Annotated in this window: 26 protein-coding genes; 13 read left to right on the top strand and 13 right to left on the bottom strand. The window is 58.5% G+C overall.

The window, feature by feature from the left end; genetic code table 11:
- Nucleotides 1-84 precede the first annotated feature (84 nt).
- From G6L97_RS18015 to G6L97_RS18005, 3 genes are all read right to left on the bottom strand, one after another.
- The gene (locus tag G6L97_RS18015) at nt 85-2,016 is read right to left on the bottom strand and encodes a 5'-nucleotidase C-terminal domain-containing protein (RefSeq protein ID WP_035199683.1); all 1,932 of its coding nucleotides are present in this window, start codon (nt 2,014-2,016) and stop codon (nt 85-87) included.
- Between the two features lie 217 nt (nt 2,017-2,233).
- Nucleotides 2,234-2,608 (bottom strand): outer membrane lipoprotein Omp10, encoded by a 375-nt coding sequence (gene omp10, locus G6L97_RS18010; protein ID WP_003511448.1) that lies wholly within the window; start codon nt 2,606-2,608, stop codon nt 2,234-2,236.
- Nucleotides 2,609-2,756: 148 nt separating this feature from the next.
- Nucleotides 2,757-4,202, bottom strand: coding sequence for a homospermidine synthase (locus G6L97_RS18005; protein ID WP_019564920.1), 1,446 nt, complete (start codon nt 4,200-4,202; stop codon nt 2,757-2,759).
- Nucleotides 4,203-4,525: 323 nt separating this feature from the next.
- Between G6L97_RS18005 and G6L97_RS18000 the strand changes: the two genes are divergently transcribed.
- On the top strand, nt 4,526-5,434 hold the full coding sequence (locus tag G6L97_RS18000; RefSeq protein WP_003511446.1) for a sensor domain-containing diguanylate cyclase: 909 nt from the start codon (nt 4,526-4,528) through the stop codon (nt 5,432-5,434).
- On the opposite strand, the gene G6L97_RS17995 is transcribed toward G6L97_RS18000, so the two are convergent.
- On the bottom strand, nt 5,431-6,066 hold the full coding sequence (locus tag G6L97_RS17995) for an aminotransferase class IV family protein (protein WP_035199681.1): 636 nt from the start codon (nt 6,064-6,066) through the stop codon (nt 5,431-5,433). The two genes, G6L97_RS18000 and G6L97_RS17995, sit on opposite strands and share 4 nt — an antisense overlap.
- A gap of 42 nt (nt 6,067-6,108) precedes the next feature.
- Nucleotides 6,109-7,959, bottom strand: coding sequence for a M3 family oligoendopeptidase (locus G6L97_RS17990; protein ID WP_035199679.1), 1,851 nt, complete (start codon nt 7,957-7,959; stop codon nt 6,109-6,111).
- 169 nt (nt 7,960-8,128) lie between these two features.
- Here G6L97_RS17990 and G6L97_RS17985 point away from each other — a divergent pair, with 169 nt between their 5' ends.
- A complete protein-coding gene (locus tag G6L97_RS17985; protein WP_035199677.1) occupies nt 8,129-9,673 on the top strand; it encodes a sigma-54-dependent transcriptional regulator in 1,545 nt (514 codons plus the stop codon).
- Nucleotides 9,674-9,849: 176 nt separating this feature from the next.
- Complete coding sequence (locus G6L97_RS17980) at nt 9,850-11,757, top strand: DUF882 domain-containing protein (protein ID WP_003511441.1); 1,908 nt, start codon at nt 9,850-9,852, stop codon at nt 11,755-11,757.
- Between the two features lie 85 nt (nt 11,758-11,842).
- On the opposite strand, the gene pyk is transcribed toward G6L97_RS17980, so the two are convergent.
- Nucleotides 11,843-13,282: a pyruvate kinase gene (pyk, locus tag G6L97_RS17975; RefSeq protein ID WP_003511440.1), complete on the bottom strand. Its 1,440-nt coding sequence runs from the start codon at nt 13,280-13,282 to the stop codon at nt 11,843-11,845.
- Nucleotides 13,282-13,686 (bottom strand): DUF1036 domain-containing protein, encoded by a 405-nt coding sequence (locus tag G6L97_RS17970; RefSeq protein WP_370647635.1) that lies wholly within the window; start codon nt 13,684-13,686, stop codon nt 13,282-13,284. The genes pyk and G6L97_RS17970 overlap by 1 nt, the downstream gene beginning before the upstream one ends.
- A gap of 273 nt (nt 13,687-13,959) precedes the next feature.
- On the opposite strand from G6L97_RS17970, the gene G6L97_RS17965 reads away from it, so the two are divergent.
- The 3 genes from G6L97_RS17965 (at nt 13,960) to G6L97_RS17955 (ending at nt 15,478) form a co-directional block, all read left to right on the top strand.
- Nucleotides 13,960-14,748 carry an N-formylglutamate amidohydrolase gene (locus G6L97_RS17965; protein WP_035199675.1) on the top strand — a complete coding sequence of 263 codons (789 nt, stop codon included), beginning with the start codon at nt 13,960-13,962 and terminating at the stop codon, nt 14,746-14,748.
- Nucleotides 14,749-14,763: 15 nt separating this feature from the next.
- Nucleotides 14,764-15,069, top strand: coding sequence for a DUF1244 domain-containing protein (locus G6L97_RS17960; protein ID WP_035199673.1), 306 nt, complete (start codon nt 14,764-14,766; stop codon nt 15,067-15,069).
- Between the two features lie 151 nt (nt 15,070-15,220).
- Complete coding sequence (locus G6L97_RS17955; RefSeq protein WP_006314683.1) at nt 15,221-15,478, top strand: DUF2312 domain-containing protein; 258 nt, start codon at nt 15,221-15,223, stop codon at nt 15,476-15,478.
- A 69-nt stretch (nt 15,479-15,547) separates the two neighbouring features.
- On the opposite strand, the gene G6L97_RS17950 is transcribed toward G6L97_RS17955, so the two are convergent.
- From G6L97_RS17950 to G6L97_RS17930, 5 genes are all read right to left on the bottom strand, one after another.
- Nucleotides 15,548-16,168, bottom strand: a complete 621-nt coding sequence (locus G6L97_RS17950) for a tetratricopeptide repeat protein (protein ID WP_003511434.1) — start codon at nt 16,166-16,168, stop codon at nt 15,548-15,550.
- Nucleotides 16,169-16,268: 100 nt separating this feature from the next.
- Nucleotides 16,269-16,394 (bottom strand): type B 50S ribosomal protein L36, encoded by a 126-nt coding sequence (gene ykgO / locus G6L97_RS17945; RefSeq protein ID WP_003497670.1) that lies wholly within the window; start codon nt 16,392-16,394, stop codon nt 16,269-16,271.
- A gap of 139 nt (nt 16,395-16,533) precedes the next feature.
- Complete coding sequence (locus G6L97_RS17940) at nt 16,534-17,622, bottom strand: 5-(carboxyamino)imidazole ribonucleotide synthase (protein ID WP_035199671.1); 1,089 nt, start codon at nt 17,620-17,622, stop codon at nt 16,534-16,536.
- Nucleotides 17,623-17,633: 11 nt separating this feature from the next.
- Nucleotides 17,634-18,101 (bottom strand): 5-(carboxyamino)imidazole ribonucleotide mutase, encoded by a 468-nt coding sequence (purE, locus tag G6L97_RS17935; protein WP_174003541.1) that lies wholly within the window; start codon nt 18,099-18,101, stop codon nt 17,634-17,636.
- A 154-nt stretch (nt 18,102-18,255) separates the two neighbouring features.
- Nucleotides 18,256-18,459: a YdcH family protein gene (locus G6L97_RS17930; RefSeq protein WP_003511431.1), complete on the bottom strand. Its 204-nt coding sequence runs from the start codon at nt 18,457-18,459 to the stop codon at nt 18,256-18,258.
- Nucleotides 18,460-18,695: 236 nt separating this feature from the next.
- Here G6L97_RS17930 and G6L97_RS17925 point away from each other — a divergent pair, with 236 nt between their 5' ends.
- Complete coding sequence (locus G6L97_RS17925) at nt 18,696-18,872, top strand: YdcH family protein (RefSeq protein ID WP_003511430.1); 177 nt, start codon at nt 18,696-18,698, stop codon at nt 18,870-18,872.
- 100 nt (nt 18,873-18,972) lie between these two features.
- Here G6L97_RS17925 and G6L97_RS17920 read toward each other — a convergent pair whose 3' ends face one another.
- Entirely contained in the window at nt 18,973-19,737 is a 765-nt protein-coding gene (locus tag G6L97_RS17920) for a sulfite exporter TauE/SafE family protein (protein WP_174003495.1), read from the bottom strand.
- A gap of 103 nt (nt 19,738-19,840) precedes the next feature.
- Between G6L97_RS17920 and G6L97_RS17915 the strand changes: the two genes are divergently transcribed.
- The 6 genes from G6L97_RS17915 (at nt 19,841) to G6L97_RS17890 (ending at nt 26,558) form a co-directional block, all read left to right on the top strand.
- Nucleotides 19,841-20,494 (top strand): thiamine phosphate synthase, encoded by a 654-nt coding sequence (locus G6L97_RS17915; RefSeq protein WP_003511427.1) that lies wholly within the window; start codon nt 19,841-19,843, stop codon nt 20,492-20,494.
- Nucleotides 20,495-20,502: 8 nt separating this feature from the next.
- Nucleotides 20,503-21,603, top strand: coding sequence for a tetratricopeptide repeat protein (locus G6L97_RS17910; RefSeq protein WP_019564913.1), 1,101 nt, complete (start codon nt 20,503-20,505; stop codon nt 21,601-21,603).
- Between the two features lie 164 nt (nt 21,604-21,767).
- On the top strand, nt 21,768-22,568 hold the full coding sequence (locus tag G6L97_RS17905) for an inositol monophosphatase family protein (protein WP_003511424.1): 801 nt from the start codon (nt 21,768-21,770) through the stop codon (nt 22,566-22,568).
- A 200-nt stretch (nt 22,569-22,768) separates the two neighbouring features.
- Nucleotides 22,769-23,788, top strand: coding sequence for a hypothetical protein (locus G6L97_RS17900; protein ID WP_035199661.1), 1,020 nt, complete (start codon nt 22,769-22,771; stop codon nt 23,786-23,788).
- Between the two features lie 2 nt (nt 23,789-23,790).
- Nucleotides 23,791-24,822 (top strand): peptidoglycan -binding protein, encoded by a 1,032-nt coding sequence (locus G6L97_RS17895; RefSeq protein WP_035199659.1) that lies wholly within the window; start codon nt 23,791-23,793, stop codon nt 24,820-24,822.
- Nucleotides 24,823-24,911: 89 nt separating this feature from the next.
- On the top strand, nt 24,912-26,558 hold the full coding sequence (locus G6L97_RS17890) for an FAD-binding dehydrogenase (protein WP_065704436.1): 1,647 nt from the start codon (nt 24,912-24,914) through the stop codon (nt 26,556-26,558).
- The last annotated feature ends 6 nt before the right edge of the window (nt 26,559-26,564 follow it).

The raw sequence follows: 26,564 nt of genomic DNA, 5'->3' as shown, positions 1-26,564 counted from the left end.
AAAGGGAAAATAAGAAGCCGGCCTCATGGTGCGAGGCCGGCTTCCCATCTGCGGCAAATTGCCCTGTCTGTATGTGTTCGCGGCTTATTGAGCCGGAACCTCCAGTTCCTCGCCGATCTCGATATGGTTCGGATGCTTCAGCGTGTTTGCCTTGGCAATCCTGGTCCAAAGGGCACCGTCGCCATACTTCTCCGCCGCGATCTTCCAGAGCGAATCGCCCTTTGCGACAACATATTTGCTGGCGGCAGCCGCGGCCGCTGCCGGCGTGGTGGTGGCAGGTGCGGTCGCGGCAGGTGCTGTGGGAGCCGGGGCCGGTGTGGCGGCCGGAGCGGTTGCAGTTGCCGCCGGTGCTGTTGCGGCAGGCGCTGGTGCAGCGGGCTTTGCCGGAGCTACATAACCGGCAGGCGTCACTTCAGTGATGCGGCCGTCCGTGAAGGGCTTATAGGGGCTGTTGGCCGTAATATATGCAGCTACAGCCTCTTCGAGGTTGGGGCCGAAGTCATAGGCGTTGATCGCCTTGGTCGCGAATACCTTGAAGCCATCGCCGCCGGTGCGAACGTAATTATTCGCCGCAACAGTGTAGGTCTTTGCCGGGTCGAGAGGCACGAAAGCGTCGCCCTCCTTGACCTCGACCGCAGTAACACGGCTGCCGGCCGGCTTGGAGCGGTCGAAGGAATATTTCATGCCTGAAACCTGCATGAAACGACCTGCGCCATCGTCGATCTGGCTGACGCCGTTTTCGAGGGCAGCGCGAATATCCTCGCCCTTCAGCTGGAAAGTCGCGACCGTGTTCTGGAACGGCAGAACCGTCAGGACTTCGCCCATCGAGACATCGCCGCTATCGATGGAGGAGCGCAGGCCACCGCTATTTGCGAAAGCGATGGTGACGCCCTGATCCTTGACGCGGGCCAGGGTCGCATCCGCTACCAGATTACCCATAGAGCATTCTTTGACGCGGCAAACCTTGCGGTCACCTTCGATCGGGCCTTCCGAAGTGCCGACGACCTTCGATTTCAACGCCTCGATTGGTGCTTTCAGTTCATCGATACGCTTGAGCGTTGCTTCGTCGGGTTTGAAGGATGAATCGATCAGGATCGGATCGCCCTTGCTTTCCTTGACCACGCCGCTGTCATCGAAGACGACGCGCAGGTCACCCAGGTATTTGCTGTATTGCCCTGCCTGAACGACCGGAACCTTGTAGCCGCCGGGATTGTCGACGAGTGTCGGATAAGGCCCTTCGGCCTTCTGATCGGTGTTGGAGAGCAACGTATGCGAGTGGCCGCCGACAACGACGTCCACATCCGGGATTTTCGCGATGAATTCGAGGTCGCGCGGATATCCGACATGGGTCAGGGCAATGATCTTGTTGACACCCTCGCCTTTCAGCTTCTGCACCTGTTCGCTGATTTTCGCGACATCTTCCGCAATGGTGATGTTGGGGCCGGGGGTCGCAAGTTCCGCCGTGTCGTTGGCGACAGCGCCGACAATACCGATTTTCTGGCCGCCGACTTCAAGGACGATGGACGGCTTGACGCGATCGCCGATTTTCGAGGCGGCGCTGGCAACCACATTGGCGGTCACGACCGGAAACTGAACCTTGTCGAGGAAGCCCGCAAGCCCGTCTTCGCTATCGTCGAATTCATGGTTGCCGACGGTCATGGCGTCGAACTTCATGGCGTTCAGCACTTCGGCTTCAACGGTACCCTTGTAGGTGGTGTAGAACAGCGAGCCTTGAAAATTGTCGCCGGCATTGAGCAGGAGAACGTTCTTGCCTTGAGCCTTGAGCGCGTCCCTTGTCTGGTTGATTGCGGTCAAGAGGCGCGCGGCGCCGCCAAAGCATTCGTTTTTGCCTTCCTCTTCCGCTGAGCAGGTCGAGTCGAATTTATTGATCGATTCGATACGGGAGTGAAAATCGTTAATGTGAAGAATGTTGAGTTCGTAGTCGGCCAGAGCCGCTCCGGCTGAAAGCGTTATCGCGGAAACGCTCAGCATACTCAGTCTCAAAATTTTCTTCATGGTCCCTCTCTCCTGTTCAAAGCGGAAGCCTTGGCCGGTCGATCATCATCAGGCCGTGCTCATTCTCTAGTCTGAAAGTATGTCAGTCTTTCAAAGCGCGATGTTTCCATTTAGCGGCAGCTGCCGCAAGCGGAAATTGTGACAGTGGCGCAATAAAGCAAAACGCACGCTTGAGGCGTGCGTTTTAAAAGCTCATGCCATTGAAAAGTCTGTGTTATCAGCCCTGACGCGTTAGCGAGAACTGGCTGTTGCTGTCTGTCGTGCAATTCAGTTGCGACGGGGAGACGAGCGCGCAGTTGACGCGCGATTGCGTGTTGCGCACCAATGACGTCATGTTGATCTCATAGAGCGTCGGCGAAATCGTAACATAGGTGCCGGATGCGAGAAGCGTGTTGGTATCGGTCGAACGGGTGGAGAAAGCACCGTTCTGGAATGTCGATACGATGCCGTTGCGGTCGATCCAGCGGCCATCCACGGCCGGGCCGCGGGCAAGCGAGGGTGCCATCGACGTCTGCTGGGAGGGACCCGGCGCAACGCATGAAGACACCGCGATTGCGGCACAAAGCAAAGCAGCGCTTGTCTTGAAGTTCATGAGCCTGTTCTCCTGCGATTCGATGAAACCCTGATGTTTCGACCATGCCGTGAAGCGTTATTTATTTCAAGGCAACGTTGTTTGCTCTCCCGGGTTCCTGACATCCGTCATGAAAACACCTGCGTGACAAATATGAGACGCCATGCCCTCAGCGCACGAGGATGTTGCGGAACTGCCAGGGATCCGAGGTGTCGATATTGTCTGGAAACAGTCCCGGGCGACCGTCGAGCGGCGTCCAGTCCGTGTAATGTCCTTCGACCGGTCCAAGATAGGGACGCTGCACCTCAAGGCAACGGCGATAATCCATTTCATCCGCCTCGACGATGCCGGCTTGCGGATTTTCCAGCGCCCAGACCATTCCGGCCAGTACCGCGGAGCTGACCTGCAATCCGGTCGCGTTCTGGCTGGGGGCGAGCGCCCGTGCCTCCTGCAAGGTTAGCCGCGAGCCATACCAATAGGCATTTTTGTCATGGCCGTAGAGAAGAACACCCAGCTCGTCGGCACCATCGACAAGCTCGTCTTCGCCAAGCACATGCTGGATCGGCTGCGGCGTGCCGCCATTACCGAAAAGTTCGTGCAGGGAAAGGACGGCGTCGTTGCAGGGGTGGTAGGCATAGTGACAGGTGGGCCGGTAGATCAGATCGCCATCGTCATTGCGGACGGTGAAATAGTCGGAAATCGAGATCGCCTCGTTGTGGGTGACCAGAAATCCATATTGCGGCCCTTGTCCGGGACACCATGTCCGTACCCGCGTATTGGCGCCGGGCTGATCGAGATAGATCGCTGCCTTGCTGCCCTTTTTTTGTTTTTTCGCGTTTTTTGGCATCCAGTTTTCATGCGTTCCCCAGCCGAGTTCGGCGGGCTGAAAACCTTCGGCGATAAAACCCTCGACGGACCAGGTGTTCCAGAATGCGCCGAATGGCTTGGGATTTTTTGCCCGCTGCGTATCGCGCTCTGCCACATGCACGCCCTTGACGCCGAGCTGCTGCATGAGCTTTGCCCATGCCTGCTGGTCATGCGGTCGCGGCTCTTCGATGTCGAGACCGCTATCCTTGGCGAGATTGACCAGCGCCTGTTTTACGAACCAGGACACCATGCCGGGATTTGCGCCGCAGGTGGAAACGGCCGTTGTGCCGCCCGGTTTCCGAGCCTTTTCTTTCAGCATGGTCTCGCGCAGCGAATAATTGGTACGGGAGGCATTGTCGGCGTCTGCATCGAAGTAAAAGCCGGGCCACGGCTCCACTACGGTGTCGATGTAGAGCATGCCATGTTTGCGGCAGAGCCTCATCAGATCGACGGATGCGGCATCGACCGAAAGATTGACGCAGAAGCCCTGACCCTGAACCCCTTTAAGGAGTGGCTTGAGCACCTCCTTGTAGTTTTCTTTGGTCAGATGCGTACGGATATGGCGAATGTTTCTCTCGGCCAGATACGCTGCGATATCCTCGCGCGGGTCGATGACGACGAGCCTGGTCTTGTCGAAGTTGAAATGACGTTCGATCAACGGAAGAGTGCCGCGCCCGATGGAGCCGAAGCCGATCATGATGATGGGGCCGTCAATATCGCCGTAAATCGGATGGTTTGCGTCCGTCATTCGTCATTTTTCCTTTTTAAGCCAATAAGTAAGCTAGATCATAAAAGCGTGCCACAATAAAGGGCAGGTGCATGACGGACATATGACGGTGGCGCAAGCCCGGGATGCGAAAGTTGTGACGGGTTGGTGTGTGGTGATCCCGTTCTGCGCGGTTGCGATCCGGCGAGATTGAAGTCGAGACCTTCCGACCGCATTCTTCCCCTTCGCATTTTAGAGACTACGTTTATAATCAAGTTCTTCTTTTCGTGTATATGCCCTAGGGCTTGGGGGCTTTTGCAAGATGACGAAAAGGGGGCTTTTCGTCATCACAGGAGTGTTGCCTGTTGAATAGTCTTATCGAGCGTGTCGCAGCGCTTCAGAGCGCCACCCCCGTTCTTATTGCACTTTACGATTCCGAAGACCGGTTGCGGCATGCCAACCCGTCGTTTCGGCAGAGCTTTCAGCTTGCCGACGATGATTTTTCGACCTGGGCGGAAATCATGCGCTTGAACCACCGTCTGCGAACCGGCGTGGTCGTCAGAAACAGCGATTTCGAGGGCTGGCTTTTGTCGGCGCAGTCCCGGCGCGGCAAGCTGCCGTATCGTGCCTTCGAGATGGACATGTATGACGGCCGCTGGTTCTGGATGACGGAGACGGTGCAGCAGGATGGCTGGATGCTGTGTGTCGCAAGCGATGTCACCGAATTGCGCCAGGGCTACAGAACCCTGCGGCAGGACCGGGATCTGGCGGTGCGCGCCTCGCAGACCGACGAATTGACGGGAACGGCGAACCGGCGTTTTGTTTTCGCCAAACTCGCGCTACAGGTGGAGCGGGTCGGCAAGGGGCTTGAAGCACCCTTTTGCCTTTGCACGCTCGACATCGACTTTTTCAAGCACATCAATGATCGTTTCGGCCACAAATGCGGCGATGCGGTGCTGCGCGATTTTGTCGGGATCGCCCATTCCGTCGTCCGGCGGGTGGATTGTTTTGGCAGGATCGGCGGTGAGGAATTCATGCTCATCCTGCCGCGCAGTTCGGTTGTTGAGAGCCGGGAGATCGTCGAGCGGCTACTGCAAAAGGTGCGTCTTTCCAGACCTCTGGCCGAGTTTCCGGATTTTTCCTATAGCTGTTCCGCTGGAATGACGACCTATCGGATGGCAGAAAGTGCCGACGATGTTTTCATGCGCGCCGATCAGGCGCTTTACGCTGCCAAGGAAAAGGGCCGCGACCGGCTTTTGGCGGTGACGGTTTAGACCAGCTCCGCCGCAATCAGCCCATGCAGCGAATTTCCCACGAACAGCCGTCGACCGGCAATATCCTCCGGCTTCAATGCCTGCCCGCGTGCCTTGCGCTGGCGGATGAGATCGGCACGCAGAACGCCCGGCAGAATACCGCTGTCGAGCGGCGGCGTCAGCAATTGCCCGTCCGGCATTTCGACGAAGATGCTGGTCGATGATCCCTCGCACAACTCGCCGCGCTCGTTGAGCAGCAGAACCTCGTCTGCATCCCCGGCTGAAAATTCGGCGCGGGCGGCATCATAGGGTTCCCGGCGCGATGATTTGTGGCGATAGAAGGTGTCGGTGGAATCAAGCCTGGTTTGCGTCGCGATGCGGATCCGCCAGACGGTTCCCTCCTGCAACGGCCGAAACTCGGCCGTTTCGATATCGAGCTCACCCTTGTAGTTCATGACCAGCTTCACGCAGAGCGGACTTTCGCCGCCCACCTTCTTCTCCAGTACCTGAACCGCGTTGACCGGTGCTCGGAAACCGAGCGCATCGGCTGAGCGCAATAACCGGCGCATATGCTGGTCAATGCGCTGAAAACCCGATTGCGGCTCCCAGCGCAGCGTTTCTCTCAAGGTCAGATCGGCGGGTTTGCGTTTCATTGCCTTTGCTCGTCGCCTGTCATCGGTATTTTTCGGAGGCAATCAGGCCTGTTTGCTGTCAAGCGCTTCCAGTTCGTCGATCAGCCCTTCGATCATGGCAAGACCCTTGTCCCAGAAGGAAGGGTCTGTCGCATCGAGGCCGAATGGTTTCAGAAGTTCCGAATGGTGCTTGGTGCCGCCTGCTTTCAAAAGCTCGAAATATTTCTCCTGAAAGCCGGTCTCGGCCTTCTGGTAAACGGCATACAGCGAGTTCACCAGGCAATCACCGAAGGCATAGGCATAAACATAGAAGGGAGAGTGGATGAAATGGGGGATGTAGGTCCACCAGGTCTCATACCCTTCGGAAATCTTGATCGCCGGGCCGAGGCTCTCGGCCTGAATGGAAAGCCACAATTCACCGATCTGTTCGGAGGTCAACTCACCCTGCTTGCGGGCGGTGTGCAGCTTGCGTTCGAATTCATAAAACGCGATCTGTCGCACGACCGTGTTGATCATGTCCTCGACCTTGCGGGCGAGCATGGCCTTGCGTTCCCTGACGTCCTTCGTGTCGTCAAGCAATTTGCGGAAGGTCAGCATTTCTCCGAAAACGGAGGCAGTTTCGGCAAGCGTCAGCGGCGTCGCGCACATCAGCGCGCCTTGGTCGCCGGCCAGCACCTGGTGCACGCCGTGGCCAAGCTCATGGGCAAGCGTCATCACGTCGCGCGGTTTGCCGAGATAGTTGACGAGGACATAAGGATGGGCCGAAGGCACGGTCGGATGCGCGAAGGCGCCCGGCGCCTTGCCGGGCCGGGCGGGGGCGTCGATCCATTGCTCATCGAAGAACCGGCGGGCAATATCGGCCATCTCCGGCGCAAAATCACCATAGGCGGACAGCACGGTGTCCTTCGCCTCATCCCAGGGAATTATCGTATTCGATGTATCGGGAAGCGGCGCGTTGCGGTCCCAGTAGTTCATCTGTTCCATGCCGAGCCATTTCGCCTTCATGGCGTAATAACGATGCGAAAGGCGCGGATAGGCGTTTTTCACGGCGGCAGCCAGAGCGTCTACGACCTCGCGCTCCACACGGTTTGCCAGATGGCGGCTGTCGGCGATGTCTTCGAACTTGCGCCAGCGGTCGGAAATATCCTTGTCCTTGGCCAGTGTGTTGGTGATGAGGGTGAAGACCCGCAGATTATTGGTGAAGGTGGTGCTGAGCGCCTGCGCTGCCTTCTTGCGAGTTTCCGGCTCCGGCTCCTGAAGCATATTGAGCGTTACTTCCAGCGAAAGGCTTGCGCCGTCTATGTCGAAGCGCAGGTCGGCCATCGTCTCATCGAACAGGCGGTTGAACGCGCTGGCACTCGTCATCGATTTTTCGAGGAATAGCTGTTCGAGCTGGTCATCGAGCTGGTGCGGCTTGTCCTTACGCAAATCCACCAGCCACGGCCTGTAGTGCCCAGCTAAGGCATCGTTTGCCATGCAGGCATCCATTACGGCGTCGTCGATGCGGTTCAGTTCAAGCGTAAAGAACAGCAGATGGGCGGAAATATCCGTCAGTTTCGCCTGGGCGTCGCCGTAAAGCTTGCCGTTTGCCGGGTTGGAGGTATCTGAAAAATACGTCAGCCCCGCAAAGGAACCGATGCGGCCGATAAGATCGTCCAACGCTTCATATTCCTTGAGAGCAGCGCCGATGCCGTTGGCGCCCGTCGCCTTTGCAGCGTCTTCAAGCTTGCCCTTCCATTTATCCTCGAAAGCCGCCGCCAGCGCCGCCGCCTTCTCAATGTCGCCCTTGTATTCCGGCGAATCGCCCGAGGGATAGAGATCCGAGAGTTTCCAGCCGGGCAGGTCGCCAAGGGCAGGGCCGGAGGTTTCGGCAAGCGAAAATACGGGGTGCGGTGTTGGGCGATTGAGGGTCATCGAACGCGTCCTTGTCGTTATGCCTGCGCAGCATATGGGGCCTTTGTTTCCCGCAGCAATGGATAAAATGCAAGCAAATCTCAAAACTGGATGTTCAAATCTCCCGTGCCAGAGTGCGCCACAAGGGACCGCATGACGCAGGTCCATAAACCGGAAACCGGAGCCAAAAATGACCGCGCATGTTCTCGTGATAGACGATGATCCCGTCCAGCGCCGCCTGCTCAAAAATGCGGTGGAACGTTATGGGCATCTGGCCTTGCTTGCAGAAAACGGCAGGGCGGGGCTGGAGCTGCTCAAGCAATATAGCGGCGAGATCAATGTTGTCGTCCTCGACCTGATGATGCCGGAAATGGATGGCCTCGCCTTCCTGAAAGCCGTTGGCGAACTCGGCACCGACGTCCCGGTCATCGTCCAGACGGGGCAGGGCGGCATCGATACCGTCGTGCAGGCCATGCGCGCCGGCGCCTTCGATTTCGTCGTCAAGCCGGTCTCGCCGGAACGGATCGGCGCCGCCATCTCCAATGCCCTCAAGCTCGACAGGAGAGAGGCAAAGGCCCGCACGGGCAGGCGCGGACGGAGCAATGCCGTGAATTTTACTGATATCGTTTCCGCAAGCCCGGCCATGCTGAGGGTGATAGAACTGGCGCAGCGCGCCGCCCAGTCCAGCATTCCCGTGGTACTGGAAGGCGAATCCGGCGTCGGCAAGGAAATGGTCGCCCGTGCAATCCAGTCGGCTGGCGACAGGGCGAACAAACCATTCATCACCGTCAATTGCGGCGCTATCCCGCACAATCTGGTGGAGAGTATTCTTTTCGGTCACGAGAAGGGCGCTTTTACCGGAGCCACGGAAAAACACGTTGGCAAGTTCATGGAAGCCGATGGCGGAACGCTGTTCCTCGATGAAATCGGTGATCTGCCGCTCGACGTGCAGGTAAAGCTACTGCGGGCGGTTCAGCAGGGCGAAATCGAAACTGTCGGTTCCGCGCGTGTGCAGAAGGTGAATGTCCGCCTGATTTCCGCCACCAACAAGAATCTCATCGAAGAGGTGAAGGAAGGCCGCTTCCGCGAGGACCTGTATTATCGCCTCAACGTCTTTCCTATCACCATTCCGGCGTTGCGCCGGCGCAAGGAGGATATTCCCCATCTGGCACGGGTGTTCGCGGAGCGTTTTTCGGTGGAACAGAAATTGCCAAATCCCGTCGGCCTCGATGCTAGCGCGCTGGCACTGCTAACGGCCTATGACTGGCCGGGCAATATCCGCCAGCTTGAAAATGCGGTCTTCCGCGCCGTCGTGCTGTCGCAGGGCGAGGAACTGGCTGATTCCGATTTTCCGCAAATCGCGCTGCAATTGCCAGAATTCGCAGGTGGGGACGATGCGGGTGAGTCGATCCGGTCGCCGTCTGGATCGTCGCTGAAACTCGCCGCATATTCTCCGCCGCCGCCGGTCGCCGAAAGTCACGCCATTCTGGATGAGGCGTCAGATATTTCCACCACGATATACCGGGGAGGAAACCTGATCTCCAGCATGGACGACTCAGGCAATATCAGGAAGCTGGCCGAGATCGAAGAGGAGCTTATCCGTTTTGCCCTTCGTTTTTATCGCGGGCAGATGAGTCAGGTCGCAAGGAAACTTGGTATCGGCCGCTCGACGCTTTATCGCAAGCTGAAGGACTATGGCATTGATCCGGACGATCCGTTGCGGGATGCGGCCTGATTGCACAAACCGCCTGTTCGACGGCAGATAGCAAGATTCGTTAACTTCTGAGCAAGGATATCCGCTTACCGTCTATAAACCTCTTGTTAGTGGCTGATTCACTATATAGAGGAAGGTTGCATCTGTGTGGCAATTTTGCCATCGTGTCACCGTATTTGACGTTCATTTGAGGCAATGTGACAGAAATTGTCTTCCAGGCGGGGATCGAATTGCCATATCTGCATCGAAATATCGCGCTGTCGACCAAGATCGCGCGCGGCTTGATCAAGGATATATGCACGAAGCTGTCGGCACGCGCTGTCACTTTTGCCTGCTTGATGCTCGCCGCAATGCCATTCGCAGGTGTCTCGGCGACGGAAGCTTTCGCCGAAACGCGCAGTCTCAAACTGTATTATATCCATACACGCGAGAAGGCGGTCATAACCTTCAAGCGCAACGGAAAATACGACCAGAAGGGTCTGCAGGAGCTGAACCGCTTTTTGCGTGACTGGCGTCGTAACCAGCCGACGCGGATGGATCCGCGTCTTTTCGATCTTGTCTGGGAAGTCTACCGCCGCAGTGGCGCGACCGATTACATCAACGTTGTGTCGGCCTTCCGTTCGCCTGAGACTAACGGCCTCCTGCGCACGCGCACCAAGGGCGTGGCGGAAAAAAGCCAGCATATGCTCGGCAAGGCAATGGATTTCTACATTCCGGGCGTGAAGCTTTCCACACTGCGCGAAATCGGCATGCAGATGCAGATTGGCGGCGTAGGTTTCTACCCGACCTCGGGTTCTCCCTTCGTGCACATGGATGTCGGCGGCGTTCGTGCCTGGCCGCGCATGAGCCGTCAGGAACTCGTGCGTATCTTCCCCAAGGGCAATACGCTGCACGTTCCTTCCGATGGCAATCCGCTTCCCGGTTATGAACAGGCCTTGGCTGACTACAAGAAGCGCGTCAATTCCTCTTCCATTCAGGTTGCTTCCAGCGCCGGTGCCGGCCCTGCGTCCTCCGGTGGTGGCGGCAAGCGCAAGACACTGTTGCAGGCGCTCTTTGGCGGAGGCGACGAGGATGAAGATCCCGATAGCATCGCTACGCCGCAGCCCGCAGAACGTCCGGCTGTCGCTCGCCCTGCAACGCCACCGCCTGCTGCACCTGAGCCAGAACCGACGATCGCCGTTGCTTCCGCCCAACCGCTTCCCGGTGTGAGCACTGCGCCGCTGCCCATTGCACGTCCAGCTTTCGGCAACCAGCCTCCGGCCAATACGGGCCTTGCCACCGCGCTTTATTCTCCAGCCCGTAATGCGGCGCAGGATGCACTCCAGGCTGCGACAACACCGACGCCAACCTCTGCTCCGGCCGAGCGTCAGCAGTTTGCCGATCTGGCTGAGGTATCCGTGCCTGTGCCGACGCTTCTTGGGCCGCGTGGCATGCGTGGCGACGCTGAAGGATCGATCCTGACCGCATCCGCAGATGGTGCGACACCCGCAGCGACGGGCGAACTTGCGTCTATTCCGGTGCCGGCCAATCGTCCGGCTGTGGCGGAAGCCCTGCTGGCACAGGCCAATGCTGATCCGGAAGGCGACGAAGATCTCGCCGAAGAGCGGAAAGATACGCTTTCGCCGACTGTGGTTGCTGCTCTGGAACAGAGCGGTCAGGCCGCCCGTTCGCAGATCAATTCCGCTACCGTGCCGACAGCCGCGCCGTTCCCGGCTGCCGTCAACCACAAGGTTACAGTCGCGCCCGCCGAAACGGCTAAGGCTGAGCCAGAGGCAGGTTTCGGTGACGCCTTTGATCTGAAACCTTCCATCAATGGTGGGCTGACGGCCGGCTTACCGACCAAGGGCTCACGCCCGAGCAGGCAGGATGCCGCCGTTTCCCATCAGGCCATGGTCGGCGGTGGTCGTCTGACGCAGGATCTGATCTCTGACTGGGCGCTCAACCAGAACAAGGGCTCGACCGGCCGTTCGGTGAAGGCGCCGCGCGTCGTCGCCAACCGTATGCTCAGCCACGACATGTCGGCTTCCGCCACATCGGCTAGCTTCAAGCCCGGTGCAGCGGCGATCGAGTCCAGCCGTTTCAGCACGCCGGTGAAGATGCACTGAGCCCCGCTTTCTGCAATGCGGCCGAAAGGCCAACAAAAAACCCGCCGGTGACGGCGGGTTTTTTATTATGCTTGATATCGCGATATCAGACGCCGCTCTGGCCGTCCGAACCGATATAGGCGATGCGCACCATGTTGGTCGCGCCCGGGGTGCCGAGCGGCACGCCGGCGGAGATGATGATGCGGTCGCCCGGCTTGCCGAAACCTTCGGACACGACGATGCGACAAGCGCGGTTCACCATATCGTCCAGATCGCTGGCGTCACCGGTAACCACGCAATGCAGGCCCCAGACGACCGACAGGCGGCGTGCGGTCTGGATGATCGGCGAAAGCGCAATGATCGGAACCTGTGGCCGCTCGCGCGCGGCGCGCAGACCCGTTGTGCCGGACGAGGTGTAGGTGACGATCGCGGCGAGCTTCAACGTTTCGGCAATCTGGCGGGCAGCAAGCGAAATGGCGTCTGCACCCGTCGCTTCCGGCTGTGGGCGCTGCGCGTAGATGATGTTGGAATAATAGGGGTCCTGTTCCACCGTGCTGGCGATGGATGCCATGGTCGATACGGCTTCGATCGGATAATCGCCGGAAGCGGACTCGGCCGAGAGCATGATGGCGTCGGCGCCTTCGAATACGGCAGTCGCAACGTCCGAAACTTCCGCACGGGTCGGAACCGGAGCTGTGATCATCGATTCCAGCATCTGTGTGGCAACGACAACCGGCTTGCCGGCACGACGGCAGGCGCGGGTCAGCTGTTTCTGGATGCCCGGAACTGCTTCCAGCGGCATTTCCACGCCGAGATCGCCGCGTGCGACCATCAATGCGTCGGAAAGCTCGATGATTTCTTCGATGCGCTCAATAGCCTGCGGCTTCTCGATCTTGGACATCAGGCCAACGCGACCGCGCGAAATCTTGCGCACTTCGGCCAGGTCTTCCGGGCGCTGAACGAAGGAAAGGGCAACCCAGTCCACTTCGTTGGTTGCAAGAACGGCGTCGAGGTCGACGCGGTCCTTGTCGGTCAGAACGCCGACGCCGAGCAGGGTGTCGGGCAGGCTAATGCCCTTGCGGTCGGAAATCCGGGTGCCCGAAACAACAGTGGTGACGATGCTCTTGCCGTCGCTCTTCTCAGCGCGCAGATGCAGCTTGCCGTCATCGATCAGCAGGCGGTGGCCAGGCTTGACCGCTTCGAGAATTTCAGGATGCGGCAGGAAAACGCGGGTGTTGTCGCCGGGCGTATCGTTATTGTCCAGCGTAAACGTCTGGCCGGGAACGAGATCAACCTTGGTCTCGGCAAATTTACCGACGCGCAGCTTGGGACCCTGCAAGTCGGCCAGAATGCCGATGGGACGGCCGTTACGGCTTTCGACGGAGCGAATACGCTCAATCAGCGTCCGCATCACGTCGTGGCTCGCATGGCTCATGTTGATGCGGAAGAGATCGGCGCCGGCCAGATGCAGCTTTTCGATCATTGCCTCGTCGGAAGAGGCGGGGCCGAGAGTTGCAAGAATTTTGACTTTGCGGTTACGCTTCATCAGTTTTGATTTCCCTGTGTGCCTGGCGTATCGGAAAGCTGGACCATCCAGCTGCCCTGTCTGCCCGTGTCATATTCCTTGAAACCCATTCTCTGGAAGCTGCGGGCATAACAATCGTCTACGCCGGCGATTTTGAACTCGTTTTCCGCCACGCACATGTTGACGTCACCGGTCCAGCGGCCGCCGTGAGCGGCGTCCTCGGCATAAAGATAATAATAACGCGACTGCAACTCACCCTCTATCAGCGTTGCGCAGGTAGAGGAGGGGACCTGCCACCAACCTTCACTGACCCAGCCGTCCTGCGCCCGGTAGCCGATTGCGACCCCCACGAGGTTTTGCGTGCTGTTGCAGACGCGGAAATCCGCATGCGCGGCCTCCACGAAGACAAACGGGGTCAGAAACAATGCCGCTGCGGAGAAAAGACGGGCAAGATGCCGAAAGTGGCGAGGAAGAGCGAGAGATGACTGAGTCACGGCTTCCATCCGGATTCCATGGTTATAATGAACACACTTCTTGGCGTGGCCGCCAAAGAAAGTCAACGCGAGTTTAATCGATTATATTGTTCGTGGGATCGTGAGTGCGATAAGGTAGATGGCTGTTCTGTCGCCGAAACTTGCGCCCGGCCTCAAGCCATGCCATCAAGCTTTTCTCCTCAATCCTGCCCCAGAAAATTATCGATGAACGACTTCATACCCTATGAAATCATAGAAGGCGATTATGACAAAGGCATGGTTCTTCTGGCGGACCATGCCATGAACCTCCTGCCGGCACACTACGGCAAACTTGGCCTTCCGCAAACCGCTTTTCATCGTCACATCGCATTTGATATTGGCATTGAAGGGCTGACGCGCTCTCTTGCGGCCCGCCTCGGCGTGCCGGCCGTGCTTGGACGATTTTCGCGCCTCCTGATCGACCCCAATCGCGGCGAGGACGATCCGACCCTTATCATGAAGATTTCGGACGGGGCGATCATCCCCGGCAACCACCCGATTTCGGATGATGAATGGCAAAGACGGATCGAGTTTTTTCATCGTCCCTATCACAATGCCGTCGATCGCGTGCTCACCGGTGTAGCGCAGTCGTCGGGGGAAGCGCCGCTTGTTCTGTCGCTGCATTCGTACACGCCGTTCTGGAAAGAAACACCGCGTCCCTGGCATGCGGCGGTTCTGTGGGACACGGATAATCGTGCGGTCGATCCGCTTCTGGCGCATCTGCGCGCGACCGGCGACATTCTCGTTGGTGACAACGAACCCTATGACGGGGCGCTGAAGGGCGATACCATGTATCGCCATTGCATGATGAAGGGCATACCGCATGCGCTTCTTGAAGTTCGGCAGGATTTGATCGCGGATGAGGAAGGGATTGCCGAATGGTCGGACCGGCTCGCTCCCATTTTCGCCGCAATGAACGACGATCCCATTTTGCATGAATATGAGCTGTTCACCTCTCGCACCGGCCCCTACTGAGCCTGGAGCTGCCCCATGACGACACCGAATGACAAACAGCAGATTGAATTCGAGGCCGCCGCATTTCGCCGTCTCGTCGAGCATCTTCGCGAGCGTCACGATGTGCAGAACATCGACCTGATGAATCTCGCGGGCTTTTGCCGCAATTGCCTTTCCAACTGGTATGGGGATGCCGCTAACGAGGCCGGCGTTGCACTCACCAAGGAGCAATCCCGGGAAATCGTCTACGGAATGCCCTATGAGGAGTGGAAGGAAAAATATCAGGCGGAGGCGAGCGACGCCCAGAAAGCTGCCTTTGAGCAGAACAAGCCAACGGAATAACCCCCGATCGACGGAAACGACTTGACGTGAGGCCCGTCAGTGGGCAGGTCACAGGCCGGAATTTTTGCTGCCCGGCTGGCGGCGACCGGCGAAGGCTTCGCCTGGATTTAATGAACAAGGCTCACCCGAGCTGCTACCAATGAAGGATGATATGATGGACGAAACGAGCACCACCGAAACCGTCGCCGCCGCCGAACTGCGTCAATTCATCGAGCGCGTCGAGCGTCTCGAAGAGGAAAAGGCCGCCATTCAGGGAGACATCAAGGATGTCATGGGTGAGGCGAAGGGTCGTGGCTACGATACCAAGGCGATCCGCACCATCATCCGCCTGCGCAAGAAGGACGCCAACGAGCGTATCGAGGAAGAAACCATTCTTCAGACCTATATGGCTGCGCTTGGCATGGAATGATCGGTTGACGGTCCCACAATGAAAAATCGCCGCTTTTGCGGCGATTTTTGTTTGGATCGTCTGCGATATTCAGCTGCGAGTGCCAGCCAGCTTTTCAGAAAGGTCAGCGGCCTCTTTGCGGGCGTCCTTGTCCGCGGGATAGAGCGCGAGATAGCGTTCCCAGGCTTTCAGCGCCAGATCGTCACGGCCTGAGGCTTCGAGGATGTTTGCAAGGCTCGCCAATGCCGGAAAATAGCGCGGCTCCTTCTCCAGCGTCAGATTGATATCCGCCATCGCCTTTCGGGTGTCGCCATCCGCAAAATGCACCATGGCGCGGCGATAGGGCGCCTGCACGTAGTCCGGATCGAGTAAAATAGCCTGGTCGAGAAAATCGTAAGCGGCGGCGTTGCGCTTCTCGTCTGCGGCTTCGCCTGCCCATTGCATCAGGAGATTGATTGTCGCGCTGCCGGAATCGTTCCATTCGGAAGCGATCTGGTTGGCAATGCTGCGCGCCTTGACCGCATTCCGCTCTTTTTTCAGCGATGCGAAAAGACTGTCAACTGTCTTTGCAGGTGAAGGCGCAGCCTCCAGGGCTGCGGGAGGCTGACCATCTGCCGCATGACCAAGGGACGCCATTCCTGAAAGCAGGAGGCCCGAAAGCAGGAAACCCTGAGCGACGATGATAGCCGTGCAAAAACGATTTGGGCGCATGGGTTAAAGCTTAACCCGACTGCGCCCAATATCAAATGCAAAGTTCTGCACTGTCAACAAAGTGATCCGCGATGTGATCGCGAACCGCAGTGGCACTCAATCAGCCCTGACGAGCCTTGAAGCGCGGGTTCTGCTTGTTGATGATGTAGACGCGGCCCTTGCGGCGAACCAGGCGGTTATCGCGATGACGGGCCTTAAGCGCTTTAAGCGAATTCTTGATTTTCATTTTACTGGTCCGCAGTTTTGCACGGCTTTTACCGTGCTTATTCAAACAATCAAAAGCGCGCAACGGGGCGCGCTCTTTTCGGTTGGCAGGCAAATACCCGTTTGACCCCTGCCTGTCAACACTTCCAGACGTCTTTGCCTTAAAAGACTGAGGCTTTTCCTGTGTGCAAAAGCTCGGTCACATGGCCCATCTTGCGGCCAGGCCGTGCTTGTGTCTTGCCGTAAAGATGCACGAGACAGTCTTTTTTCGAAAGCCATGCTGGCACATCGTTGATGTCATCGCCGATGAGGTTCGTCATGACGCAATCCGAATGGCGGGCCGTGCTGCCGGGGACAAGACCGGAGACGGCTCGTATATGCTGTTCGAATTGCGAGACCACGCAGGCCGCTTCCGTCCAGTGGCCGGTATTGTGCACGCGCGGCGCCATTTCATTGGCAACGAGCGAACCATCGGTCAGGACGAAAAACTCGATGCCGATCACGCCGACATAGTCGAGCGCAGCCAGAAGCTTTTCCGCCGATTGCACGGCAACCGCCTTCGCCGCATCGGAGAGTGCTGCCGGCACCGTGGATGTATGCAGAATGCCGTTCAGATGAATGTTTTCGGCCGGATCGTAGCAGGTAACGGTGCCATCCCTGAAACGGGCGGCAATGATCGAGATTTCCCGCTCGAAAGCGACGAAGCTTTCGAGGATGAGCGGCACGCCACCGAGTGTTGCGAAGGCGCCTGCGATGTCCTCACCACCCTTGAAAAGCCTCTGGCCCTTGCCGTCATAGCCCATGCGGCGGGTTTTCAGCACACCCTTGCCACCAAAAGCGGCCAATGCCGCCTCCAGTTCTTCCTGATTATCCACGGCGCGGAAATCGGCGGTCGGAATGCCGCAACCGTTGAGGAAGCGTTTCTCCGTCAGCCTATCCTGCGAGGCGCTGAGAGCCTGCGGCGGGGGATAAACGGGAACAGAAGCGCTCAGCGTCTCGGCTGCGGTGACGGGTACGTTCTCGAATTCGTAGGTCACGACATCGCAAAGGCGAGCGAGTTCCGCAAGCGCCGTCTCGTCACCGTATTCCGCGACGATCTGGCTGTTGCAGACCTGCGCCGCCGGACAATCGGCTTGCGGTTCGAGAACGATGGTGCGGTGGTTGAGGCGTGCGGCGGCCATTGCCAGCATGCGGCCAAGCTGCCCGCCGCCGATGATGCCGATGGTGAGATTGTTCGTATTCATCGTCATGTTAGAGGCTGTCACTGGGCGCTGTCCATGGGATATTCGGCAACGGCCGCTGACTGGCGCGCGCGCCATGCATCGAGCCGGTCTGCCAGGTCCTCGTCGCCCAGCGCCAGAACCGCAGCTGCCAGAAGTGCGGCATTGATAGCGCCGGCCTTGCCGATGGCAAGCGTTCCGACGGGAATGCCAGCGGGCATCTGGACGATGGAATAGAGGCTGTCCTGCCCGGACATCGTCTTGGATTGTACCGGGACGCCGAAAACCGGCAGCGGGGTCATGGCGGCGGTCATGCCCGGCAGATGGGCGGCGCCGCCGGCACCCGCGATGATGACCTTGAAGCCTTCGTCTTTCGCGCCATTGGCAAAATCATAAAGGCGATCAGGCGTGCGGTGGGCGGAAATGATGCGGGCTTCGTATTCCAAGTCCAGCGCATCCAGCGTATCGGCGGCATTCTTCATGGTCTCCCAGTCGGACTGGCTGCCCATGATGATGGCGACGGGGGGTGTCTCTGCTGTCACTTCGCTTCTCCGGCTTACAGCATAGGCGCAAAAATCGATTTTGATTTCTGCAAGGCACGATGCGTAAATTCAATAGATTAGAGCGTCTCTCGTGCATCCGGCAGGAAGCACGGAAGCCACTCTAGGCAATGATATCGGGAATGACCTGATCTTCGATCTGGGTCATCTTGTCCTTGACGGCCAGCTTTTTCTTTTTCATGCGTTGTATTCTCAGCGCATCGCAGTTGGTCTGGATCATCGCGTTGATCGCAGCGTCATAATCCTCATGCTCCTGGCGCAGCCGCGCCAGCGTAAGCCTGATGTCCGCCTGGTCCTGATCGGGCATCTTGTCATCCCCATTTTATGCCAGCCGGAGAGCCTCCGGCGCGTATGTCATCGGTTCTCGAGCCTCTATCATCAAATCGCGGTAACGGGAAGTTATCCCTTGCGACCAAATTGCCCACTTATTGCCTTCATTTCGCCTTCGACAAGACCAACGATCCATGTCACATTGTCGTCGCAAACCTGAAACTCCAGCGATGGAGAGCTGGAGGTAGGCTTAAAAATGGAAGGACGTGCCGCATGACCATTCAGGCTCATATTGCATCGCTCGAAAAGAAACACGGTGCTCTGGAGGAGGAGCTCGAAAGTATTCTTGCTTCCCCGTCCTCTGACGATAGAGAGATCGCCGATCTCAAACGCCGTAAACTGCGCCTGAAGGATGAACTACAGAGGCTTCGCGCCTCCACAAGGCATTGATTGATGCCATTCCCCAGCCTTCGATGAAGGACTGACGGATTCTTTTTCGGCCCTGGCGGTACGTGCGTGCTGCCAGGGCTTTTTAGTGGCCGCCTTGGGTCTAGAAAGGCAGCCCGTCCCACAGCAGTTTCAGCGCCGCGATCAGCGCCATGGTATACATCAGCGGGTAGAACACTGATGGTTTCAGATATTTCACCACCCTTGCGCCGGCAAGCGTCGCCAGCATTGCCACCGGCAACAGGCTGGCCGATGTCTTGAGGTTGGTGGCATCAAGCGCGCCGAGCGCGAAATAGGGAATGAGCTTGATTGCATTCATGATCGCGAAGAAACGCACGCTCATGCCGGTATAGGTCTTGGGATCGAGCTTCAGCGGCAGAACATAGATCTGGAAGGGTGGGCCACCCGCATGGGCCACGAAACTCGCATAACCGGACAGGCTGGACCAGAGTGTTGCAGCCACCGGACGCTGCGGTCTGGCCGGAATCTCCTGCCCTTTGCGGCTTTTGAAGCTCTCCTGGAAATAACGCAGTACGAACAGGATCGTCACCGAGGCGACGACGAGGCGCATGGCGTCTGCCGAGATGAGGCTTGAGGTCGCCCAGCCGAGAGTAATGCCGGCAATCGCGCCCGGAAGCATGATGAGGAGCGTTTGCCGGTGGTTGTGGTGCCGCCAGGCCCATAGCGCCACAAGATCCATCACGATCAGGATCGGCAAGAAGATTGCCGCCGCCTGCACGGCCGGGATGGCAAGCGCCATCAGCGGCACGCCCATCAGTGCCAGCGCACCGCCCAACCCGCCCTTGGAAAGGCCGACAAGCACGACTGCGGGGATGGCGACGAGGAAAAAATGAAAATCGGTCAGCATGGATGAAGGTTGATCCTTTCGCCGGTCCGGTCTATCGGATTTATCATATCAAAACGAGTGCAGATAACGCCGAAAGTGTCTTCTGCCTGAAATGGACGAACCGATGACCAAAGTTGATAACCGTTGCCGCCTTGTTCTGATCGTCCCGCAATTGGACGACGCGCAAAAGCAGGCGACAGAATTGCAAGAAGCACTGCGAGGCGGCGATGTGGCTTCGGTCATCATTCCGCAATATGATCTGGATGACGCCACTTTCCAGAAACGCGCCGAATTGATCGTGCCGATGGTGCAGGAGGCTGGTGCCGCTGCCCTTATCGCGGGCGACAGCCGCGTTGCGAGCCGGGTGAAGGCGGATGGCCTGCATGTGGCGGGCAATGCCGAGGCGCTTGCGGAGGCCGTGGAAAATTTCGCGCCGAAGCTGATCGTTGGCGGTGGCAATGCCGATGATCGGCATAAGGCTCTGGAGATGGGTGAGTCCAATCCGGACTACGTGTTTTTTGGAAAGCTCGAAGGCGACATCAAGCCGGAAGCGCATCCCAAAAATCTGGCACTCGGCGAATGGTGGGCATCGATGATCGAGATTCCATCCATCGTCATGGGCGGCACCGATATCTCGTCGGTGGTTGCCGTGGCCGAAGCCGGCGTGGAATTCGTGGCGATGCGCAGCGGCGTTTTTGACAATGCCTCGGGTGCTGCCCAGGCCGTTTCTGAAATCAACGCGTTGCTTGACGAAAAAGCGCCACGGTTTGACGGTTGATACAGGCGATGTTGATGCGCTCGGTTCACGTCTGCCTTTCTATTTCGCTGCTGGCGCTGTCTTTAGGCGCGCCGGCGGGCGTTGCTTTTGCCCAATCCGGACCGCAAAGCGAAAGCAACGCGCTTTCCCGCCAGTTGGAGGATGAGGCGCAGCCTTCCCGTCAGGGCAGGGTGCAGTCCGAAGAGCAGAAGGACTTGCAACCGTCGCAGGGCGTCAACGTCTATCAGCGCATGGGCGCGGACCTGCCGGCCTTGCCGCCTGAAAAGGAGTTCAAGGGCCGGGTGGATGAGGCCTATGGGCATTTCCAGCGCGGCGAATATGTCCAGGCGCTCGACAAGGCGCTCAACCGTGCGCAGAACGGCGATGCGGCCGCCCAGACGCTGGTGGCGGAAATGATGTCGCGTGGTCTCGGCATCGCCCGCGACGAAAAGACCGCGGCCTTCTGGTACCAGCAGGCGGCACAGGGTGGCGATCCCGTCGCGATGTTCAAATTCGCCCTCATTTTGATGGAGGGCAAGTTCGTTACCCGCGACAAGGCGAAGGCCGACGATTACATGCACCGTGCGGCGGAAGCCGGCAATGCTTCGGCTCAGTTCAACTGGGGGCAGATACTGGTTTCGGAAAATCCCGGCGTAAAGGGATTGCTGATGGCCATGCCGTATTATGAAAAGTCCGCCGAGCAGGGCATTGCCGACGCGCAATATGCGGTGTCGCAGATCTACCACTCGGTCAAGGATGTGCCGGCCGAAAAGAAGGCCAAGGCGCGCGATTGGCTGACGCGGGCCGCAAAGGCAGGCTACGATACCGCGCAGGTCGATCTCGGCATCTGGCTGGTCAACGGTTTTGGCGGCGAGCGAAATCTGGATGAAGGCTTCCGCTGGCTTTACGGTGCTGCGCAGCGCGGCAATGTCGTGGCGCAGAACAAGGTGGCGCATCTTTACATTCAGGCGCTCGGCACACGGCCCGATCCGGTGGAGGCGGCCAAATGGTACGTGCTTTCCCGCCGCGCCGGGCTGAAGGATCCGTCTCTCGAGGATTTTTATCTCGGGATCACCGACGAGCAGCAGAAAAAGGCTATCGAGGCGGCAAATCGTTTCCGTCCGATGTGATGCAAGGCCGGTTGTTCGGCGCCAGCGTGCATGTGCAGGCTTTTTGCCTTGAATTTCCGCGCGTTTTGTGGTCTTGAACCGCAAACTTTCAATTCAAGAAAATAATGACGTTCCTGCCCGGCTAGCTTGCGGGTGGTTCGCAAGCTTTCCAGGAAACAAATTCGATGGCACGTTCAGCCCTTCTCAATGTGATGGTTCAGGCCGCCCTCAAGGCGGGTAAGTCTTTGTCGCGTGACTTCGGTGAAGTGCAGAACCTTCAGGTTTCGGTCAAGGGACCGAGCGATTTCGTATCGCAGGCGGACCTCAAGGCTGAAAAGATCGTGCGCGACGAGCTGATGAAAGCCCGCCCCACCTACGATTTTCTGGGTGAGGAAGGCGGCGAGGAAAAGGGCAGTGATGGTGCGCATCGCTGGATCGTCGACCCGCTGGATGGCACGACCAACTTCCTGCACGGCATTCCGCATTTCGCCGTTTCCATCGCGCTCGAGCGTAACGGAGAAGTCGTAGCCGGCGTGATTTTCAATCCCGCGACCGACGAACTCTACACCGCCGAGCGTGGCGGCGGCGCGTTCCTTAACGATCGTCGTATCCGCGTTGCCGCGCGGAAGGCCTTGACGGATTGCGTCATCGGCTGCGGTGTGCCGCATCTCGGTCGCGGCAATCACGGCAAATTCCTTGTCGAACTTCGCCATGTCATGGGTGAAGCAGCCGGCATCCGCCGCATGGGTGCTGCAGCACTCGACCTTGCCTATGTTGCAGCAGGTCGCCTCGACGGTTTCTGGGAAGCAGAGCTTTCGCCGTGGGATATGGCGGCCGGTCTGGTGCTGATTCGCGAAGCTGGCGGGTTCACCTCCGACGCCAAGGGCGGCGCGGATATCTTCGGCAGCGGCAGTGTTGCTGCCGGAAACGAATATATCCACAAGGCACTTGTGGAAGTTGCCAACCGTCCGATTCCGGGTCGTTGATCGATTTCGGCAGAAAACCTGCCGTTTAATCCAGGTTTTAGGCGCCCGGCGAACTATCGCCGGGCGTTTTTGTTTTTTCGGTCTTCGGTCAAGCCGGCTTTCGTGAAATGCCTGTGACGAAAGACAGGCTTTTCGCTTCAAATCGTCGCAATTTTCAAATAGCGTCCGGTTGATACGTGACCGAAGGGAATGCGAACGTTATGGCGGATTCGGAGTTGCTCGATCTCGGCGTGGAGAAGCCGGTGACCACACGGCAATACAGCCACAAGCTGTCCAGCCCCACACCGTTTCTGTGGACGATGGTTCTGTTTCTGATCCTCGTCGGCTTTCTGGCGGCCATTCTTTACCGGCAGGCGCACACGGCCTTCATGACGAATCCGGGCTTGAACGGCTTCATTCTCGGCGTTCTCGTCATCGGCATCATTCTGGTATTCACCCAGACCATGAGCCTGCGTTCGGAAGTCCGCTGGTTTAACGCATTCCGGGCCGCCGGCAGCGCCGAGAAAGTCGGCCGCGCTCCAAAACTGCTGGCCCCCATGAGCACGTTGATCGGCAAGCGTGGCGAAGTCCGGCTTTCTGCAGTTACGCAGCGGACAATTCTCGATTCCATCGCGACACGCCTTGATGAATCGCGCGATACTTCACGTTATCTTGTCGGCCTTCTGGTGTTTCTCGGCCTGCTCGGCACCTTCTGGGGTCTGATCGGCACCATCGGCGCCATCAGCAATGTCATTCAGTCGCTCGATCCCAGCGCCGGCACCAGCAACGATATTCTAAGCTCGCTCAAGTCCGGTCTCACCGCGCCGCTTTCCGGCATGGGAACGGCGTTTTCCTCGTCGCTCCTCGGCCTTTCAGGCTCGCTGATCCTCGGTTTCCTCGATCTTCAGGCCGGCCGTGCCCAGAACCGTTTTTACACCCAGCTCGAAAACTGGCTGTCGTCGGTGACGGATACGTCGGCGGATGGGCCAAAGGAATTCAACGCTGAACCCGGCGCAATGGTCAGCACTGAGCGCTCGCTCGCCGCCATGACGAGTCTTGCTGAAGGCATTCAAGGTCTGGTCAAGAACATGCGCAGCGAGCAGCAGATGTTGCGTGACTGGATCGAGGCGCAGCAGGAGGAATCGAAATCGCTTCGCCGCACGCTCGACCGGTTGTCGACACGTATCGACGGCGAGACAAAATCCTCCGGACGCACCCGGCACGATAACGGGAGCGAGTAGCCATGGCGCTTGCGCGCAACCGCCGCCGCGACAGGGGTGTGGATTATTGGCCGGGTTTCGTCGATGCGCTGTCGACGCTGCTCATGGCCATCATGTTCCTGCTGACGGTCTTCGTGCTGGCGCAATTTGTTCTGTCGCGGGAAATTAGTGGCAAGGACGAGGTGTTGACCCGCCTCAACAGCCAGATTGCCGAATTGACCGAACTTCTGGCCATGGAAAAGGGCAGCAAGCAGGATATCGAGGACGCGCTGGCGAGCCTGCAATCAACCCTTGCCGCATCTGAAAGCGAGCGCTCACGCCTGCAGTCGCTTCTCGATGCGGGATCGGGCAACAATGCAAGCGCCAATGCCCGGATTGGCAGCCTGACCGGCGAGCTGGATGACCAAAGACAGGCCAATTCCCGCGCCTCCGCACAGATCGAATTGCTCAACCAGCAGATTGCGGCGCTCAGGGCGCAGATCGCATCGGTGGAAGCCGCCCTGCAGGCGTCGGAAGCCAAGGATACCTCATCACAAGTCAAGATCGCCGATCTCGGCCGCCGTCTCAATGTTGCGCTGGCGCAGCGGGTTCAAGAACTCAACCGCTATCGTTCTGATTTTTTTGGGCGTCTGCGTGAAATCCTCTCGGATCGCGAAAACATTCGCATCGTCGGCGACCGCTTTGTCTTCCAGTCCGAAGTGCTCTTTCCATCCGGTGGCAACGACCTCAATCCGCAAGGGCAGGCGGAGATGGAGAAGCTGGCGGCCGCGCTGATCGATCTTGCCAAGGAAATCCCCACCGAGATCAACTGGGTTCTGCGCGTGGATGGCCACACGGACAATGTCCAGCTTTCCGGGTCCGGCCGCTTCCGTGACAATTGGGAACTTTCCTCGGCACGCGCAACCTCCGTGGTGAAGTTCCTGATCTCCAAGGGTGTTTCGGCCAACCGGCTGGTCGCTGCCGGTTTCGGTGAATATCAGCCGATTGCCGAAGGCGACACGCCGGAAGCACGCCAGCAGAACCGCCGTATCGAACTGAAGCTCACCGAGCGCTGACACCTTAAGCCGTATCATAGCGGTTGCCTTGAGCTGCAAGTGAATTTACGTTCGCGTAAACGTAATTCTGTCGCATCTGGGAGGAGCTGATGGAGCGATATGATGTGATCGTTGTCGGCGCGGGGCTTGCCGGTCTGGTCGCAGCGACAGAGGCTGTTGAGCGCGGTTTCAGTGTTTGCCTTGTGGATCAGGAGGGGGAGCAGAACCTTGGCGGGCAGGCCTTCTGGTCGCTGGGTGGTCTTTTTTTTGTTGATAGTCCCGAACAGCGCCGAATGCGGGTGCGCGACAATCTCGATCTTGCAAGGCAGGACTGGTTCGGCTCCGCCGGTTTTGATCGCTTGGAAGATCATTGGCCGCGCCGCTGGGCGGAGGCTTATCTCAATTTCGCCGCAGGCGAGAAACGTGAATGGCTGCATCGGCTGGGCATGCGCTGGTTTCCCGTGGTCGGCTGGGCCGAGCGTGGCGGTGCCCTTGCTCATGGCCACGGCAATTCCGTTCCGCGTTTCCATGTCACCTGGGGCACTGGCCCCGGTGTGCTGGCGCCTTTCGTTGAAAAGGCAAAGATCATGACGGCAAGCGGTCGGCTCACCTTTCGGTTCCGCCACCGCGTCGATCATCTGGATATCACCGACGGCAGGGTGACGGGCATTTCCGGTGTTGTTCTTGCCAGGGATCCGGTGTTGCGCGGGCAACCAAGCAGCCGGGAAGAGCAGGGTGATTTTGTCCTTTCGGCCTCGGCGGTCATCGTCAGTTCCGGTGGCATCGGCGGCAATCAGGAACTGGTGCGGCGCAACTGGCCGTTGGAGCGGCTGGGCAAGCCCCCCGCGACCATGGTCTGTGGCGTGCCTGCGCATGTGGATGGCCGTATGATCGCTATTACGGAAGCAGCGGGCGGAACGGTCATCAATCGCGACCGTATGTGGCATTATACCGAGGGCGTGAAAAATCACGATCCGATCTGGCCGGACCATGGCATTCGTATTTTGCCCGGCCCCTCGTCTTTCTGGTGCGATGCGGATGGAAACCGGCTCGGAGCACCCGCGATGCCGGGCTTCGATACACTCGGCACGCTTAAGATGCTGGGCGAACGCGGCAGCGGTCACAGCTGGTTCATTCTGACCAAGGCAATCATCAAGAAGGAATTTGCGCTTTCTGGTTCGGAGCAAAATCCGGATCTGACGGGCAAGGATGTGCGGCTACTGCTTAAACGGTTGGGCAAGGAGCCGCCGGGGCCGGTGCAGGCTTTCATGGAACGCGGCGAGGATTTCGCCGTCCGTGATACGCTGGAAGAACTCGTGGCGGCGATGAATACCATAAACGGGGACAATCGGCTGAATATTGACCACATCCGCTATCAAATAGAGGCACGAGACCGGGAGATCGAAAACGGTTTCAGCAAGGATGCGCAGGTTACGGCGATCCACGGAGCGCGGCGTTATCTTGGTGATCGGTTGATGCGCACTGCAAAACCACATCGGTTGCTAGACCCGACAAAAGGGCCGCTGATTGCGGTGCGCCTGCATGTGTTGACTCGCAAGACGCTTGGCGGTTTGCATACGGACCTAGAGGCGAGGGTGCTGGACGCGGCCGGCAACCCTGTTCCGGGCCTTTATGCTGCCGGAGAGGTGGCAGGCTTCGGCGGAGGCGGCATGCACGGATATAATGCGCTGGAGGGCACATTCCTCGGCGGTTGCCTGTTTTCGGGCCGTGTCGCGGGGGGTAGCGTGATGGCTTAAGCCCAC

This window comes from Agrobacterium tumefaciens (genome assembly GCF_013318015.2).
GTDB classification, from domain to species: Bacteria; Pseudomonadota; Alphaproteobacteria; order Rhizobiales; family Rhizobiaceae; genus Agrobacterium; species Agrobacterium tumefaciens.
The sequence above is the reverse complement of the archived record's forward strand: the minus strand, read 5'-3'. Positions and strand labels throughout refer to the sequence as shown.